Below are 16,819 nucleotides of genomic sequence, written 5' to 3'. Positions count from 1 at the left end.
AAATTTGTTCTCCCTTGATCCATTTAAATTTTTAATAGGGTAGACCAGTGTGAGCTAGGGCAGATATTTGGGGTCAGAATAAGCACATGTGCTCATGATAGCTTCATGACTGTATACGAATTAAATGATATGAAATATAAAGAATATGTCTAAAATACCTGATTTTCTTAAAGAAGGCGACAAAGTCGCCATTGTTTGTCCCGCCAGCTTTATTCGAGGGAATATTGATATTGGCGTTGAAACCTTAAAGAGCTGGGGGCTGGAGGTTCTGGTAGGGGAGACAGTAGGGACATCCTACCATCAATTTGCAGGAGATGACCAGTTGCGTGCTGCTGATCTGCAATGGGCGCTGGACGACCCATCCATCAAAGCGGTATTTGCCGCACGGGGAGGTTATGGCTGCGTCCGCATCGTGGATGCAATTGATTTTTCCAAGTTTGAGCAACATCCGAAATGGCTGGTGGGTTTTAGCGATATCACCGTATTGCACAGCCATATCCAACGCAACTATAAAATAGCGACAATTCACGGGCAGATGCCAAAGTCTTTTGAATCAGGAACGAAAGCTTCCCTGGAGACGCTAAAAAACGCACTTTTTGGTGAGTCTGTAGACTTTGCTTATGAGCAATCGGTGTTCCCCAATCGTCCTGGAGAGGCCGAAGGGAAGTTGATCGGTGGCAATTTGGCAATTTTATTATCCCTATTGGCTTCGGACTCAGATGTCAAGTATGCGAATAAGATTCTTTTTATCGAGGATGTGGGTGAGGCCTACTATGCTGTGGATCGGATGCTCTGGGCTTTGAAGCGAGCTGGCAAATTCAAAAAATTGAAAGGCCTTATTGTTGGCGGATTTTCATCCATGAAAGACAATGATCCGACATTTGGACAGACGGTGGAGGAAATTATCTGGGATAAAGTCAAAGAGTACGATTTTCCCGTTGCCTTTGGCTATCCAGCGGGGCATATCGATGATAACCATGCCCTGGTATTAGGCCGGAAAGTGAAATTAGTAACGAGTACGAATAAAACAGAACTCATCTATTTATAGCTTTTAGCAATCAAACTGTTTGATCTCGGATGAAACAGTTTGATTACTTGCGCTCAAGGCATCAGCCTGAATGTACAGGAATGACCATCATTGCCGCCTGGCTTTTCCAGGCCATTTTCTGTGCGATACTGGTATTGAAAATCCGGCTGAGCAATCCTTTGTCACGATGGAAAGTAACCATCATATCAATATGATTCTCATTGATGTATTGATTAATGCCCACGGCAATATCCGAGTGCAAGATATAGCTGTATATTGGATGGTACGAGGCCAGCATATTGGTCATTATATTAATTTCTGTGCTTAGCGCCTTACTGGCAGGATCCTCCTTGGTGACATGAACGACATACACCTCACTCTTGCGCAGTACTTCTGCAGCATTGATTAATAAGCGGTCTAACTTAAGCCGCACCTCCTTGAGATTGGTTGCGATCAGCATCTTTTTGGGGATTCTGAATTCAGCTTTGGCAGGTACGACCAATAGCGGTGTGTGACAGTTCTCAATCAATTTTAGCGTGTTACTTCCTAAGAGCAGTTTTTTAAAGCCACTTTTGCCCGCTGTTCCCACGATGACAAGATCAATGTCTTCTTCGGCGCAGGTTCGGTTGACACCATAGCTTAATTCATATTCCTCCAACACCACTTTCCATGCAATGCCCTGTGGGAAGAGCTGCATTAGATCCACCTGCCAGACGTTGAGATCCTTTTGTTTTTCTTCCAGGATATCCGAATTACTGATGACAACAGGCTCTGTGCCAACCGTGGGTACCACCTCATAGGTATGGTACAGCACAACCTTTTCTATTCCCCAAAGCGGTGCTAATTTTGCTGCATATTGCGCCGCAGCATATGCATTGTCAGAGAAGTCCGTTAATAAGAGAAGATTCTTCATAGTAATTTATAATCAGGTCTATGTCCTTAAATTACGTATTTTGTATCATAAATACAATATTTTTCTAAGGACATCCATTTCCCTGCTGTGAGGACCTTATTTTCAATCTTAATATTTGAGTGAAAATAAACACGCATCAATAACCGATTTTGGTTATTTTAGAAATATCAATCAGTAATTAACATTTTAATACATTAATTTTCTATTTATGGCAATTTGGAATTCATTGGGGAAATATAGAGATACAGGCTTATTGATACTTCGTATCGGATTAGGTGTCATGATGATTATGCATGGTTTGCCCAAGCTTCAAGGAGGGCCTGAACTCTGGGGGGGCGTCGGAAAAGCAATGGGCAATATCGGGATCAATTTTATGCCGGCATTTTGGGGTTTTATGGCCGCAGCCACAGAAACTATTGGCGGTCTTTTTTTGCTATTAGGTCTCTTCTTCAGACCATCGGCACTGCTACTTGCCTTTACCATGGTGGTCGCAGGATTGATGCACCTTTCCAAAGGAGATGGTGTTTCAGGTGCCTCACATGCCATCGAATTGTTTTTCGTGTTTTTAGGTCTAGTCTTTGTGGGGCCAGGGAAACATTCCGTAGACAAGAAGTAGTTGCAAACATATAAGCGGGCAAGTCGCATTTTATAAACAACTGGCGATACCAGTTGTCAGATCATGAGGCAAAGGGCCTTGCATGGATTGNNCAATCCATGCAAGGCCCTTTGTCCGGATGCTTACTTTGCCTTATTATTTATGACTTGTCCATTGGAATGACCAATAAGTTGGCCGCACCATTCCATGCCATCTTTTTGGAGATGCTCGTTTTGAATAAGCTTGCCAATAAACCCTGTTTCTTATGGAAGGAGAGGATAAGGTCAATATGTTTCTCCTTCGCATATTCTGCTATCCCCATCGTGATATCGTCATAGCTGATGTAATCATAGATCGGTTTGTACTTGTCTAGGCGTTCGTGCAAATGTTTTAATTCCTGAGCCAGATCTGCGGCAGAACCCTCCCTTTTGGCCACGTTCAAAACATATAACTGGGCGGAGAAAGCATCGAGCACCTGATCCAGGTCAAACAGACTCAATTTGCGGTCTACTTCTTTTAGGTCAGTTGTTGCTAGTACATGCTTTGGCACTGCTGGATTAACCTTATGGGAGACAATCAACATCGGCTTATTGCAGATATCCATTAAAGTAATGGCATTGCTTCCCACCAATATTTTGGCAAAGCCAGTCTGGCCTGTGATGCCCAGCGCCACCAGATCGATATGCTCCGATTTGCATAAGTCATTTACACCTATCGGAAGGTCGACATCTTCCATCCTATGGGATAAGGTCACTTGCGGTGGAAAGAGCGGTCTAATCAGCTCTAGCCATGCATTTAATTCTTTCTCTTTGGCCTCTTTTACTTCATCATTAACCACAACAATGGGTTCGTTGTTTACAATTGTTACGCTGTTGTACGTATGGTAAACAATCACTTGTTCAGTGTGCCAGGCCGTTGTACATAGGGCTACTTGTTTTGCAGCTAGAAGTGCATTTTCTGAAAAGTCGGTTAAAAGCAGGATACGTTTCATGCTCATGTATTTTTAATTGTAAAATTCGGTTTCTCAGGAATCGCTGGTACAGTACGTATTGTTGCAAGGTCATTACCCTTAGCGTCTGTTTGTACTTCCGTTTTTAGTATAACAACTAATCTTACGATAAGTTACAAACAAAAGGTAAAATTGCGATTTAAAGGCTATATTATATAGAATAAAAGGGACATAGCCTATCGCTCAAAACTAAGAGCATCTGGCATAAAGCCCCTTTTTCCAATCATTTGTACGAATAATTATTCGCCAATCGCGTAATATTTAAATCCGATATCTTCTAATTCTTTACGATTCAAGAGCTTGCGTCCGTCGAATATGGAAGCCGGTTTTTTCATTTTTTCCTTTATCTTTTGCCACTCATAGGTCTTGAATACGTCCCATTCTGTGAGTATTGCAATGGCGTGGGCGTCATCGCAGGCTTCATACGGCGTATTAACGATTTTGACTAAACGTCTATTTTCATCTGATGAGCGTGAGTTTAAATCGTCAAGGTCTGCATAAATTCGCTCGGCACTGACCTTTGGGTCGTAAACAGTAATTTCGGCCTGCTCGTTGAGTAGGTAGTCTGCAACATAAATAGCGGCAGATTCGCGTGTGTCGTTGGTATCTTTTTTAAAGGCCCACCCTAAAAATGCAATTTTTTTACCAGAAACCGTATTATATAACGTTTGAATAATATGGTCTGCGAATCGATGCTTTTGATAGTCGTTCATGATGATTACCTGGTCCCAATAATCGGCGACTTCGGTTAGGCCGTAGCTTCTAGCTATATAAACCAGATTGAGAATGTCTTTTTGAAAACAAGATCCACCGAAACCCACCGACGCTTTAAGAAATTTTGAACCAATACGCGTATCCATACCAATTGCTTTAGCTACTTCGTCTACGTTAGCTCCGGTCTTTTCACATAATGCTGATATGGCATTTATTGAAGATACTCGTTGCGCTAAAAATGCATTAGCTGTTAATTTAGAAAGTTCAGAAGACCATAGGTTTGTGGTCAATATCTTGCTCCGGTCTACCCAGTTTGCATAAATATCGACAAGTGCGGCAATGGCGTTTTCATTTTCACCTCCAATTAGCACTCGGTCCGGATTGATCAGATCTGTAATAGCTGTACCTTCTGCCAGAAATTCTGGATTTGATAAAATATGAAAGTCGACTCCATTTCCAGTGTTGTCAAGAATACTTTTTAGAGCTGCTGCTGTACGGACGGGAAGAGTGGATTTTTCAACAACTATTTTGCTGTTTTTGGCCACTGCAGCGATTTGGCGGGCGCACAATTCGATATACTTTAGATCTGCAGCAAGGCCCTTTCCTTTGCCGTAGTTCTTTGTAGGCGTATTAACCGAAATAAAAATCATATCTGCTTCGTCAATAGCGCTGTCGATATCTGTTGAGAAAAACAAATTTCGGTTACGCGCCTCTGCGACGATTTCACTTAGTCCTGGTTCATACACAGGAAGGTTTTCTAAGTTTTTATCATTCCAGGCATTAATGCGGGCGGCATTTACGTCCACAATTGTAACGTCGATATGGGGACATTGTTTGGCAATTACAGACATGGTAGGGCCTCCCACATAGCCAGCTCCGATGCAGCAGATTTTCTTGATCGTTTTGCTCATTTTGCTTATCTAAATTATAATATAACAATAAATGTAAAGTGTTCAGAACAGTTTTAGTGTTTAAATGTCGAGTAATTTGATCTAAAAAAAAATAAATCTTGCAAGCAAGTGTGGTCTCGTGGTTGTAGGTCAGGCGATTTTTATGTAAAACAGCGCTTTTCAAAAGACGACTTTAAGATATAAAAAAAAAGTTAAAAGCTGCAGCTTTTAACTTTTTTTTTAACTTGGAGCAAGTTTTTTCTTTTTTTGGATACTTTACTTGATCACTTCTTATTTTTTTTCAGCAAAATTGATGATGTAATCCGTCATTACTTTTGCACTTTCATCTTTTACGAAGTCAAGGTCCATTTTTGGTTGCGGTTTGCCCTCTTCCCATGCTGGTTTGCCCTGTAATTTCAATAAAGCATTGATACGCTCTTTATTTTTCTTGAGATTGTCATCTTTTTCTTTTTTGAATTTATTCAATTCCAGTGAAATTTTAACATCTTCATCTTTTTGAGCTTCTTCGATATCCTCTTTCAGGTATTTGTATTCAAGGGAATTTTTGATACGCGCCTCGTGCAAGGTTTCGAGCTTTTTGTCCACACCACTCATATCCGCGACTTTTTTAAAGTTGCTGGATTGGATTTGATCCCAAGGAAGCGCAGATTTTTCAGAACTTTCACCAAATTTCTCGGCCGAGAATTGAGATGGGAATGTAATATCCGGCGTCACCCCTTTGTGTTGCGTACTGCTACCATTGACACGGTAAAATTTACCCAGTGTAATATTGATCTGTCCATACTGTGGAGCACCTTCAGGTGTATCAGGGTCTTTCTCGCCCGAAGCTTTTAGTAGTAGACGGCTGGTCGGGCTGATGACACGTGACATATCGATCGCAGATTGTACAGTTCCCTTACCATAACTCTGTGAGCCTAAGATTACCCCTCTGCCATAGTCTTGGATTGCACCGGCAAAGATTTCAGAAGCCGAGGCCGAAAAACGGTTGATCATTACCCCTAATGGGCCATCCCAAGCTACCCCTGCATTTTTGTCTTCTTCGACATCAATATTATTTTTTGTATCCCTTACTTGTACGACAGGTCCTTTGTCAATAAACAATCCTGTCAGATCAATAGCCTCAGGAAGAGAGCCTCCGCCGTTGAAGCGTAGATCGATGAGTACAGCATCTACTTTAGCCTGCTTGAGCGTATCTAGGATTAGCCTTACGTCTCTTGTTGTACTTTTGTAGTTGGGGTCACGTCTCCTGTATGCCTCAAAGTCCATGTAAAATTTAGGGATATTGATCACCCCCACCTTATACATTTTTCCATCTGTACCTTTGATGTTCATGATCTCTTTTTTGGCCGATTCCTCCTCGACAACGATTTTTTCGCGGACCAAGGAGACAATACGTGGATGCGAGTTCATCGGTTGCCCTGCCGGAATGATCTTAAGTCGTACGATTGTTCCTTTAGGACCTTTTATTTTAGCTACAGCAGCATCCAATCTCCAGCCGATGATATCTTCAAATTCACCATCTTTGCCTTGAGCGACACCAATGATCTTATCATTTACCTGAATGGTCTTGTCCTTAAAGATAGGGCCACCAGGGATGATCTCATTGATGCTCACCGCCTCATTGTCAATCATAAGCCTCGCGCCAATACCTTCAAAAGTATTTGCCATGCCTTCGTTAAAGGCCTGTGCATACGATGGGTTGAAATAGGAAGTATGCGGGTCTACAGCATCTGTCAGCGACTGCATAATGATCTGGAAGGCGTCGTTGGAATTGTATTTTTTTGTTTGCGAGATTAAATTCACATAACGTTTTTTCAATGTCTCCACCTGCTTGGTTTTGGCGCTGTCGGTAGATTTTCCACTCGCTGTTTCCAAGTTTAACAAATCATATTTCACACGTTTACGCCATTGGTCATTCGCCTCCACGTCAGTTTTGAACCAGCTTAATTTTTCCCGGTTAGGTTGATAGAATTCGTCTTTAGTAAAGTCATGTGTTTTGTCTATTTCAGAAAGCGCATATTGCATTCTTTCTAAATATCTTTTTTTGTAGACATTAAAGATATGGAAGGCAGCAGAGAGATCGCCATCTTTCATATCTTGGGCAAGATTACTCTTGTAAGCTTGAAATTCATCGATATCCGACTGGAGCAAATAATTTTTGCTTTGGTCCAAACCTTTGATCAGATTATCGTAGATAATTCCAGATATCGAATCATTCATTTTGACCTTCTTGTAGCTCGCATTTTCCAATAATCCAATCACTTCTTTCGCGATGATCTGATGCTGGGTACTCGGCTTGAGGCCGCCATCATCTGGAAGCACCACCCGTGGTTTTGATCCACAGGAGACAATAGATACCACAAAAAGTGCAAATATGAGTTTCCTAAACATATTTTCGACAGTTTTAATAATCATTTTATAAAAAAAATTCAGCTCTTATTGATAAGCGTGCTAAATTTAGTGAAATTCATAGCACATTAACATAGATTCTAAAAATTTATTTGAATTAACCTTTAATCTTTACAAAAAGCTTAAAGTACAATTTATTTCCTACTTTCGGTTCCTCGGTTGATATTTTGTATGAAAGTCCTAATTGTACAATTCGTTTTTCAGTTGTGTATAAGCTTTGTATGTCTGGTCGGCTGAGGGATAATCTTTCAGCACAAGATATACTTCGCCCAATTTGTCCAATATAGCCAATGAAAGCTGCTTGTTATTCTCATTAGAAGCCAATTCCGCCGCCTGAATAAATTCTTTGATGGCGATCTTGTAATTACCATCCTTTTGTTTGGAGGCAGCAAGGAGATATTCGATCTCTGCAAGTTCGCCGCTCAATTTCTTTGCATTGGCCAGGTCACGTGCCTGTAGCAAAAACCACTGCGCTTCTGTGTATTTATTCTGGTTAAAATAAATCTCAGCAAGCATCTCCCAGGCGAATATTTTGCCTTCATAAGCTTTTGCTTTATTGAATAGCGGGATAGCGCTACGGATAATGTTATTCTCAGCGGCCTTAAAGTTTCCCTGTCCCGCACGTGCCATCGCAATTAACAGCCAGGCATTTGCCTGTTCGACATAGCTTTTGCTGACTGTCGCATGGCTATGGTATTTTTGGGCGCTCTCTTCTGCTTTGACAAAGTCGCCATGGTACAAAAGAAAATTGCTCAAGTTCAGACTGATCGTAGCAATATCATTGGTATTGTCTGTACGATTTGCCAATGAGAGGGCGTCATAGAGAAATTTTGACGCATTGCTGCTATCATTATTTTTAATGGCAAATAGCGCGGCTTCATTTGCCAAGGCATAGCCTGCGATCCAGTTTTCCGATTTCTTTTGATTTTCGATAGCATTATTCCATGCTGCGGTATTGGGTGGGACAGGATTCATCAGGTATTGAAAATGCCCGATGTTATTGGTGCTTTTCAATTGCAGCAATAAGCGTTGAAAGAGCAGTTGCCTCTCGATTTCCCTGCGGAAGCCCTTTTTATCGCTATAATTGTCCTCAATAATTTCATTTTCGGTCTTTGGCGGTGGCAGGAAATACACCTCCGGACCTATTCCTCTAAAAGAAGCATCGTATTTTTTTATTGCCCCAGTATAATCCTTTGGGGTTTGCTGTGCCCATACCTTTCCGCTCATTCCAAGGGTTGTGGTTAGGGCTGCCAAAAGTAAGGTCCAGTATTTCGTCATCCTTATAAATTTACGCTGTAATTAACGTGTAATACAAATATGAAGAAAAATTATGTGAAAAAATGTTAAAGTGTTTTTTTGAGTATTGTGTAGTTAGTATTGAGCCCCTGCCGGTACAAGCCTGCAGTTTTTCAGCGATACTTAATCAGGTTGACTAAAATATTTAGTTATTGTACTGTTTAATTTTTAAATTTGTCGTATGGCAACACGTATCCCACTTGCAGAACGACTGCGTCCCCATCAATTGAGCGATTATGTAGGGCAACAGCATATCGTCGGTCCTGATGCAGTACTCTATCATGCGATTCAACAAAAGAATATTCCTTCGATGATCTTGTGGGGGCCTCCAGGAGTTGGGAAAACGAGCTTGGCGCTGTTGATTGCGAAGGAGCTGGATAGACCCTTTTTCTCCTTGAGCGCCATACAAGCTGGTGTAAAAGATATCCGGGAGGTGATTGATAAAGCCGAACGGCTGATGAATTTTAATCAGGATCAGCCCATTCTATTTATCGATGAGATCCATCGTTTTTCCAAATCCCAGCAGGATTCATTGTTGGGGGCTGTCGAGCGCGGCTTGGTCACATTGATCGGCGCCACCACCGAAAACCCCTCATTTGAGGTGATATCAGCATTGCTTTCCCGTTGCCAGGTCTATGTGCTTGAGCATCTGTCCGAGGAGGATCTTATTGGCCTCGTGCAAAAGGCATTGCATGAGGATGAATACCTCCAAAAGCATGATATTGTCGTTGAAGAGTATGAAGCACTATTGCGCTTGTCTGGTGGCGATGCACGCAAGCTACTGAATGTACTTGAGCTTGTAATCAATGCAGCTGTTCTCCACAAAGAGCCGATTACCAATGCTTTTGTCCTGCGACAAGTGCAGCAGAATATGGCGATCTATGACAAGGCGGGCGAACAGCACTATGATATTATTTCAGCATTTATAAAGTCTATCCGCGGATCCGACCCCAATGCAGCGGTCTACTGGCTCGCACGCATGATCGAAGGTGGCGAGGATCCATCCTTTATAGCGCGGCGTTTATTGATCTTGGCTTCCGAAGATATTGGCAATGCCAATCCCAATGCACTTCTGTTGGCCAACAATTGTTTTCAGGCGGTGAATGTAATCGGATGGCCCGAATCACGTATTATACTCTCGCAGACCGTTATTTATCTAGCCACTTCAGTTAAGAGCAATGCCTCGTACGAAGCCATCAACAAGGCACAGGCCCTGGTGAAGCAGACCGGTGATCTGTCCGTTCCCTTGCATATTCGTAATGCGCCTACCAAGTTGATGAAAGAACTCAATTATGGAGCAGAATATAAATATGCACACGCCTTCCCTGGGAATTTTGTGGTACAGGAATTTCTGCCGAAAGAAGTTAGCGGTGTCAAGTTATACGAACCGGGACAAAACCCGCAAGAAGAGAAGATTCGTCAGAGCCTGCGCGACAAGTGGAAGGAGAAGTATAGGTATTAGATTGGCGTATTGAGATTCTGGGAGTGCGAGCCTGCGGTTCATAAAAGCAAAGGCGAACTGTTATAGCTCGCCTATTGCGGATATGAGTAAGGAAAATTATACTTCTGTGGTAGGGTTGCTTTTTAAGACAAAAGTTCTTTTTGGCGGCGAAGCTTTCTTGATGTCACTATTCGCTTCACTGGATGTAACCTGTTTTGCGCTACCGTTTTCTTTTCTTGCGGATTGCAGCATCTTTCTGAAGATCAACAATCCGATGATCCCTAATGAAAGCCAGAGTAAGTCCACCAATAAGATGTCATTTGCTCCTGAACGATAAGAGACCCAGATCCAATTGCCCGTCTTTATCCCATTCACAATCGGAACCGCCAAAGCCAACACCGAGCCCAACAAGAGTGTTTCCCGATTCGTTTTTCCAATATTACGGCGAATGATATAAAAAACACTCAAAGCCAGCCAGCTGTAGAAATAAACGTGAAATACAAACGGTTGATCTACTTTCGTAGCCAGTTTAACCGCGATAAACGCCACTGCTGTAACCGGAAACATGGTTAGACAAGCAGCCATAAATACATTGGCTGCCCAGAAATTGAAGATGCGCTTGCGCTTGGGGATATTGTTTTTATCCCGTGCAACCAGCCAGATCAAGATACCTGAAATAATCACAAAACAGCCCATAATACCCAGGACAAAGTAGATGATTTTGATCGGATAGCCCCCAAAATCGGCAAGATGCAAGCGGTAAATGAATCCTTTCACATAATCCAGGTAGGTGCCATTTTCGGCAGCAGATTTTTCGAAAAGTATTTTATTATCTGCTACACGATAGACCAACCGGCCCGAACCGGCAAAATTTTTATCGATATCAGCATCGTACAACGCAACCACATGCATGCTCCTGTCACCATAATTTTTGATAAAGATGCGGTTCATATGGCTGTTGGGCCATTTGCTTTCCAGTTTATCCAAAAAATCCCCCATCTTAAAGCCTGTTGTGAGTGGCTCGTATAAATAGGTATATTTTGTATTATCGTTGTAGCCCAGTGCAGCATATACCTCATTTTCCTTACCATCGTAAAGGTATTTGCTGAAGGGAATGATAAGGACCGAATTAACGATGAGAACGATACCTGTCAGCGCATACATAAACTGGTAAGGAAAACCGATTACACCGAGCGCTGTATGCATATCTGTCCACACCGTTTTCCACTTGTTTCCCGGCCTGAACACAAAGAAATTCGATTTTATTTTGTCCCAGTGGAGCATCAAGCCAGATATCAGTGCAAAGAGAAAGATAAATGAAACCAGGCCTGCCAAGGTATAACCAAAAGGCCGCCCGATATTGATCCCGATCTGGTTAAGTGGGGCTAGAAAATGGAGACGGTACAAAAATTCGCCCATCGTATAGCCGTCGCCATAGTCCGATGGCTTTTTTGTTGCCAGGTCATAGCTAAAATACATGGAATCGTCCGCGCCACGTCGGCCCCGGCCACGTTTTTTCTTTTTTTCACCCTTCGCTTCGCTGTCTTTTGTTATACCTTTGGTCTTTTGGGCGGCCATTAATTTTGCCCTATTCGCTACAATTGTATCCTGGGAGGCTCCGATATTGACATAGCTTGCATGACCATTATGCTGCATATAGAAGGCGATATCTCTTCCCTTAAGTTCTTTGACCTGGTTTATGGAGTCTAAGAGATGATCAAAAACCAGGTTTCGGTAAGTACCCCCTTTGTCCGACTCATTTTTTTGCCAGGCATTGATCTCATTTTTGAAGAATGAAAAAGATCCCGCAAAAAAGATCACATACAAAATAGCACAAATGATTATCCCTGAGATGGTATGCGTATTGAAATAGATATTATAACGTCTTAGATTCATGATAAGGATGATTAGAGGTAAATAAAGATGCCATAGAACACAGCAATCAAAAGCAGATAGATACCCCATATCAGCCAGCCGTTCTTAGAAAGAAAGGCGGCAAGCAATAAGATTCCCCAGGCGATAAAACCCGTGACATAGGCTGTGATCAATATGTCCGTTTTATCAAACAGTTTCGTCAGACAGAGGTGCAGGTAAAGCATCACAAAATAGCCGCCAAAAAAGCCTGCGGTAATTTTTAGAAAGCGTTGGAATGGACTGCTTAGATATTTTTTATTGGCAGGCATGGTTCAGAAGATGATTGTTTCTAATAGGAGAGCGATTAAAAAAACAACAGTAAGTTGTTTCCATTGGAAATAGCGGTAAGGCCATAAAAGCACGATAAGGCTAAAAAATCCCATCGCATAAGCGCCGAAAGCGAGTGTTCCTGAGAGGGTACCCTGAAAATACATGGTCAGCGCCCAGGAAAATCCAAAAAGGACAACGCCAAGGATCCTCGCGCGGGTTTTGTCATTCACCAATGTTAACAGTGCTGATGGACCATGCTGTATCTTGACCTTTTCCGAGGAACAGTACCAGAAAAAGCTACCAGCAAAAATTAGCAAGAGTAAAAATGTGTACATAGTTAGGAGTGCTGCTTGGTACAGATACCCAATATGCAATCTATCAGCATATTGGGTATTTACTTTAAATATAAAATGAGGTTAATCTAAATGTTCGATAGCAGTAATGGTTCCGCCTTCAACTTTTAGACCTCTAGTTGCGGTAGCTGCTGCTGCATCGATTTTATACACATAGCTTTCGCCAGAAGTTAGGTTTACGCCAATGTACCCTGTTTTGCCATCTTTCTTGCTATAGTTGTTTCTTTGTGTAAATGACTTTACTTCAATGGCTTGTGGTAAACCGGATATAATTTTAAATGTTTTGTCTACGACATTTACAGCTGCAATTGTTGTCGCCGCGCTGTAAGTGCCATCGGATTGTTTCTTTTTGGAGCTTACAATGAAATTGTTGCCGCCGACATAGGTCCAGTTAACGATGTTGTAACCACCTGAAATCTCAGCCACATTAAAGAAATAGCTTTTGTCAAATTCCGTGGTACCTGATGATATCCTTAAGATTGCAGAGGGATTAGTTGTTGTGATTTCAGATTTTGTAGGGTCATCTTTTCTTTTTGAAGTGGCATTGGCTGCAGAGAATGCATAAATATCACCATTCTCTACGGTTCCCAAACCATTGGTGAAATATTGACCGATATAGCTGGTACGCTCATCCGTAAAAACTTTTTCAAGCTTCATATCCGGATAAGAAAATACAGCAACCCAAGCTTTGTTAGGGTATTTTGTTGTAAAAGAAGAACTTTCTATACAGAAGAAAGGCGCATAGACTTTATTACCTACTTGTGTTAACCAGCTAAAATATCCAATTTCACCATTGTTGGCCAATTCGAGTGCATTCATCGATCCTTCGCCCACAATAGACAAGCTATTGGTACTGACTCTGTACCAAGTATGTGTTGGGGTAGCTAGGTTTCTTGACATTTTGGCCATCAATACATCCTCATTTACCGCGGCAAATGCTGCTACAGTCTCTGATTGGAAATTGGTTAATTTTTTCAATTTACCATTTTCAAGATTATACGCTGTTACAGCACCAGGGTTGCCCTGCCCGTATAGAAAGCTAAAAAACTTATTGTTTGTTGTTAAATAATAGCGATATGTGCCATCCTGCTCAATTCCGTTCCCAAGGATGGATGCCGTTCCTTCATCAAGGCTATTTGTCGTAACAAGATAGTCCGCTACGCCGGTACTTGCAATAGGAGTTACTGCGACAATATATTTGCTGCCTCCATCAGTAGTATTGCCTCCAGTGGGTTCGCTTTTCGAGCAAGATCCAAATAAAATAGCGGCTGCTAATAGGGAGAAAAGAGATTTTGTTTTCATGATTGAAATATTTATAGATTAATTTTGTTTGTTGAAGAAATAACGTAGGTTGATATAGAAGCCACGGCTTGGTTTTTGTAAACTGAAATTGTCAACCAAACGGTTATCCGTGAGGTTTTTGCCTTCCAGAGCAATATTGTATCGACCATTTGCGATGGAGTATACGACGTTGGCATCTAGGCTTAACTGTGTCGGAATTTTTCTTTTTTCGGCATCTGCGTCGGTTGAACCTAAGCCTGGCCAGTATAACCAGAATTCATGCACATACAATAGGTTGGCTCCCACGTTTAACCGGTTATTTTTGCCCCCAAGCTCTGGAAAAATTACTGAGGCGTCTAGATTGCCAAATAGATAAGGAATATTAGGCATTTGATTTTTATATAATGGACTTATACCTGTATATCCTGGTTCTACTTTTTGCATATTTTTAACAGATTGGTAGGTAGCGTTTAAGCCCGCCATGAACCATTTTTGGTACGAATAGCGTAGATCTAAGTCACCTCCGATAGAGCGTACGCCATCCCTATTGTCTGATACATATTTAGATTGGTTGTTATTTAATCTTTGGTAGATGAAGTCATCCGCATGGCGGTAAAATGCATTGGCCATTAAAGCAAAACGGTTATCTGGATTCAGCCTGAAATCGTAAAGTATACCCAAGTTGAGATTATTGCTTCTTTCTGGTTTCAAGGCAACATTTCCTTCGTAATTTTCAACGTCACCAAAAAGTTCTGTAGGCGTTGGCATCTTTGTGGTGAGTTCATAAGAACCCTTAATCTGGAGGGTCGGAGCTAGGTAGTAAGAGAGAGCAGTTCCATATCCTAACTTGCTAATATTCTTTTCCAACTCGTTATTGCCACTAGCGTTGTGCTGATTGTAGTGTTTTAAAAAGGCGTTAAAACTAAATTTGTCTTTTATATCATATTGATACCCCAAGGAGAGAACATTTTTCTGACTTAATTGGGCTTGTTCGTTGCTGGCATTTTGTGGATTTACCTCATCCTCACCACTACGCTTAAAAGTGTTGAATACGTCAGTAAGTGATAGACTTTGTCTTTCAGAAAGTTTATAATTTAAGATGGCATTGGCTACACCAGCATTATTTCTGTATTTATACATAGTGTACGAACGTTCTCCACCAGGCCCTTCGAGGTTTTTTCTGTTGCCATACCAGTCAAAACGTGCATGTACAGTATCAATATTTTGGTTATTCCCTAAGTTGATATTTCCGTTTAGGATTACATCCAAACCTTTTATAAAAAGATCATTCTTTTTATACTTGAATGTCGGCATCACAGTGGTTCCCCGATTGTGCCATCCCCCAAAAACAGATACCATGCGTGCCCCAGTTTGAATTTCCTTATAGCTTTGTCCGAGGACGACACCAAAGAGGAGTTTGTCAGCATAAGATTTATTGACCACACCAATATTAGCAATGAGCGATTCGTTATGATAGGTGTCGTGGAATCTTTTTAATTTCACTCCTTCCTTATATACACCAGTGTTAATGTCGGCTACGTCGACAGTGACCTTATAATTGTTGTCTGAATAATTTTGAAAAGCATTAAGTTGGAAGTATAAGCCTTTTTTTGTTGTATGTGCAGCATTGATCACAGTACGGTGTGTATTAAAGGATCCAAAAGAATAGGATGCATCCACATAACTATTCATACGGTCTCCGGTGACGATATTGACAGCACCACCTAATGCATCAGATCCCAACCATACTGGTACCACTCCTTTATAGATTTCAATTCTTTCTGCAATATTGATGGGAATATTATTGATTTGGAATGCTGAACCAAAATTTTCCATCGGAATACCATCAATAAAATAACGGATTTGGTCTCCATTAAATCCGTTCAACATCAAATTAAAATTAGAACCTACACCACCAGACTCTCTTACACGGACACCGGCTACACGGTCCAACGCACTAGAGATATCCATGGTCGTATTATAAAGCTTGGTTGCATCTACCGCAGTTACATTAAAAGCCTGCCGGTTCACTTCCTGTGCTTTTGTTCGGCCAAATACTTCTACCTGCTCAATTTCTTTTTGATCTGATACTAGTTCAAAGTCGAATGTATTTTCGCCCGCTTTTAAGACAATAGTTTTTGTTGTATTTCGATAGCCTACCGCAGAAGCCGTTATTGTAACGTTTTTTTGGTTAATGTTTTTGATTTCATAATACCCTGCTTCATCTGTTGACGAGTAAATGTTTCCTATGCGTATGGTTGATGACGCAACACCCTGTTGGGCTGTGGTTTTAACATATCCCTTTAATGATGCTGTAAATTGTTGCGCCTTTGCGGTACATACTAGTAAGAGAAGGAAAAGAATACTTTGGTATTTGATGTTTTTCATGTTTAAATTGATCATGTGATCTGCATTGTAAATTCTAGTCGTTTAGTAATATTAATATTTATTTAGATTCATTATAAACAGAGCAAATGTACGAATTATCTCCATACAGACAAATGCGGTTGTTAAAAAAGTTGATTTTTTTGTAACGGTCTACTTTTCATGCATTCCCCATGCAGATATTATCTTGTTATGCGCATTTACGTGCAGAACTTACAGCTAATTGAAATTTTAGAACTTTGTTTATGCCTGGATGGTAATTGATCGCAATGGAGTGCTAGAATGCCGAATTAATTTCTTT

13 protein-coding genes are annotated in these 16,819 nt (G+C 41.2%); 3 read left to right on the top strand and 10 right to left on the bottom strand.

Annotated features, from left to right (window positions below; all coding sequences use genetic code 11):
* Positions 1 to 145: 145 nt before the first annotated feature.
* Positions 146 to 1,048 (top strand): S66 peptidase family protein, encoded by a 903-nt coding sequence (locus B4A24_RS04965; protein WP_293943208.1) that lies wholly within the window; start codon positions 146 to 148, stop codon positions 1,046 to 1,048.
* Between the two features lie 61 nt (positions 1,049 to 1,109).
* Here the strand turns inward: B4A24_RS04965 and B4A24_RS04960 are convergent, their stop codons facing one another.
* On the bottom strand, positions 1,110 to 1,940 hold the full coding sequence (locus B4A24_RS04960; protein ID WP_293943206.1) for a universal stress protein: 831 nt from the start codon (positions 1,938 to 1,940) through the stop codon (positions 1,110 to 1,112).
* A gap of 208 nt (positions 1,941 to 2,148) precedes the next feature.
* On the opposite strand from B4A24_RS04960, the gene B4A24_RS04955 reads away from it, so the two are divergent.
* The gene (locus B4A24_RS04955) at positions 2,149 to 2,556 is read left to right on the top strand and encodes a DoxX family protein (RefSeq protein ID WP_293943204.1); all 408 of its coding nucleotides are present in this window, start codon (positions 2,149 to 2,151) and stop codon (positions 2,554 to 2,556) included.
* Positions 2,557 to 2,695: 139 nt separating this feature from the next.
* Here the strand turns inward: B4A24_RS04955 and B4A24_RS04950 are convergent, their stop codons facing one another.
* The 4 genes from B4A24_RS04950 to B4A24_RS04935 all read right to left on the bottom strand — a co-directional run bounded on the left by B4A24_RS04950 (position 2,696) and on the right by B4A24_RS04935 (position 8,856).
* Positions 2,696 to 3,526: a universal stress protein gene (locus tag B4A24_RS04950; protein WP_293943203.1), complete on the bottom strand. Its 831-nt coding sequence runs from the start codon at positions 3,524 to 3,526 to the stop codon at positions 2,696 to 2,698.
* A gap of 257 nt (positions 3,527 to 3,783) precedes the next feature.
* Entirely contained in the window at positions 3,784 to 5,169 is a 1,386-nt protein-coding gene (locus tag B4A24_RS04945) for a nucleotide sugar dehydrogenase (protein ID WP_293943201.1), read from the bottom strand.
* A 270-nt stretch (positions 5,170 to 5,439) separates the two neighbouring features.
* Positions 5,440 to 7,560, bottom strand: a complete 2,121-nt coding sequence (locus tag B4A24_RS04940) for a carboxy terminal-processing peptidase (protein ID WP_293943199.1) — start codon at positions 7,558 to 7,560, stop codon at positions 5,440 to 5,442.
* A 198-nt stretch (positions 7,561 to 7,758) separates the two neighbouring features.
* Positions 7,759 to 8,856, bottom strand: a complete 1,098-nt coding sequence (locus B4A24_RS04935) for a tetratricopeptide repeat protein (protein ID WP_293943197.1) — start codon at positions 8,854 to 8,856, stop codon at positions 7,759 to 7,761.
* 199 nt (positions 8,857 to 9,055) lie between these two features.
* Between B4A24_RS04935 and B4A24_RS04930 the strand changes: the two genes are divergently transcribed.
* A complete protein-coding gene (locus B4A24_RS04930; protein ID WP_293943195.1) occupies positions 9,056 to 10,336 on the top strand; it encodes a replication-associated recombination protein A in 1,281 nt (426 codons plus the stop codon).
* Between the two features lie 96 nt (positions 10,337 to 10,432).
* On the opposite strand, the gene B4A24_RS04925 is transcribed toward B4A24_RS04930, so the two are convergent.
* The 5 genes from B4A24_RS04925 to B4A24_RS04905 form a co-directional block, all read right to left on the bottom strand.
* Complete coding sequence (locus B4A24_RS04925; protein WP_293943193.1) at positions 10,433 to 12,211, bottom strand: PepSY-associated TM helix domain-containing protein; 1,779 nt, start codon at positions 12,209 to 12,211, stop codon at positions 10,433 to 10,435.
* Positions 12,212 to 12,222: 11 nt separating this feature from the next.
* Entirely contained in the window at positions 12,223 to 12,498 is a 276-nt protein-coding gene (locus B4A24_RS04920; RefSeq protein ID WP_293943191.1) for a hypothetical protein, read from the bottom strand.
* A 3-nt stretch (positions 12,499 to 12,501) separates the two neighbouring features.
* Positions 12,502 to 12,834 (bottom strand): hypothetical protein, encoded by a 333-nt coding sequence (locus tag B4A24_RS04915; protein WP_293943189.1) that lies wholly within the window; start codon positions 12,832 to 12,834, stop codon positions 12,502 to 12,504.
* Between the two features lie 81 nt (positions 12,835 to 12,915).
* On the bottom strand, positions 12,916 to 14,154 hold the full coding sequence (locus B4A24_RS04910; protein ID WP_293943187.1) for a DUF4374 domain-containing protein: 1,239 nt from the start codon (positions 14,152 to 14,154) through the stop codon (positions 12,916 to 12,918).
* Positions 14,155 to 14,172: 18 nt separating this feature from the next.
* On the bottom strand, positions 14,173 to 16,521 hold the full coding sequence (locus B4A24_RS04905) for a TonB-dependent receptor plug domain-containing protein (protein ID WP_293943185.1): 2,349 nt from the start codon (positions 16,519 to 16,521) through the stop codon (positions 14,173 to 14,175).
* Positions 16,522 to 16,819 lie beyond the last annotated feature (298 nt).

It is taken from the genome of Sphingobacterium sp. UBA7249 (genome assembly GCF_002472835.1).
Classification (GTDB): domain Bacteria; phylum Bacteroidota; class Bacteroidia; order Sphingobacteriales; family Sphingobacteriaceae; genus Sphingobacterium; species Sphingobacterium prati.
This window is presented reverse-complemented; position numbering and strand designations above follow the sequence as displayed.

Excerpts from the sequence above, each read along its gene's own strand:
- B4A24_RS04925 (WP_293943193.1), bottom strand. The coding sequence starts at position 12,211 with ATGAATCTAAGACGTTATAATATCTATTTCAATACGCATACCATCTCA.
- B4A24_RS04955 (WP_293943204.1), top strand. The coding sequence starts at position 2,149 with ATGGCAATTTGGAATTCATTGGGGAAATATAGAGATACAGGCTTATTG.
- B4A24_RS04935 (WP_293943197.1), bottom strand. The coding sequence starts at position 8,856 with ATGACGAAATACTGGACCTTACTTTTGGCAGCCCTAACCACAACCCTT.
- B4A24_RS04940 (WP_293943199.1), bottom strand. The coding sequence starts at position 7,560 with ATGTTTAGGAAACTCATATTTGCACTTTTTGTGGTATCTATTGTCTCC.
- B4A24_RS04930 (WP_293943195.1), top strand. The coding sequence starts at position 9,056 with ATGGCAACACGTATCCCACTTGCAGAACGACTGCGTCCCCATCAATTG.
- B4A24_RS04945 (WP_293943201.1), bottom strand. The coding sequence starts at position 5,169 with ATGAGCAAAACGATCAAGAAAATCTGCTGCATCGGAGCTGGCTATGTG.
- B4A24_RS04920 (WP_293943191.1), bottom strand. The coding sequence starts at position 12,498 with ATGCCTGCCAATAAAAAATATCTAAGCAGTCCATTCCAACGCTTTCTA.
- B4A24_RS04905 (WP_293943185.1), bottom strand. The coding sequence starts at position 16,521 with ATGAAAAACATCAAATACCAAAGTATTCTTTTCCTTCTCTTACTAGTA.
- B4A24_RS04950 (WP_293943203.1), bottom strand. The coding sequence starts at position 3,526 with ATGAAACGTATCCTGCTTTTAACCGACTTTTCAGAAAATGCACTTCTA.
- B4A24_RS04965 (WP_293943208.1), top strand. The coding sequence starts at position 146 with ATGTCTAAAATACCTGATTTTCTTAAAGAAGGCGACAAAGTCGCCATT.
- B4A24_RS04915 (WP_293943189.1), bottom strand. The coding sequence starts at position 12,834 with ATGTACACATTTTTACTCTTGCTAATTTTTGCTGGTAGCTTTTTCTGG.
- B4A24_RS04910 (WP_293943187.1), bottom strand. The coding sequence starts at position 14,154 with ATGAAAACAAAATCTCTTTTCTCCCTATTAGCAGCCGCTATTTTATTT.
- B4A24_RS04960 (WP_293943206.1), bottom strand. The coding sequence starts at position 1,940 with ATGAAGAATCTTCTCTTATTAACGGACTTCTCTGACAATGCATATGCT.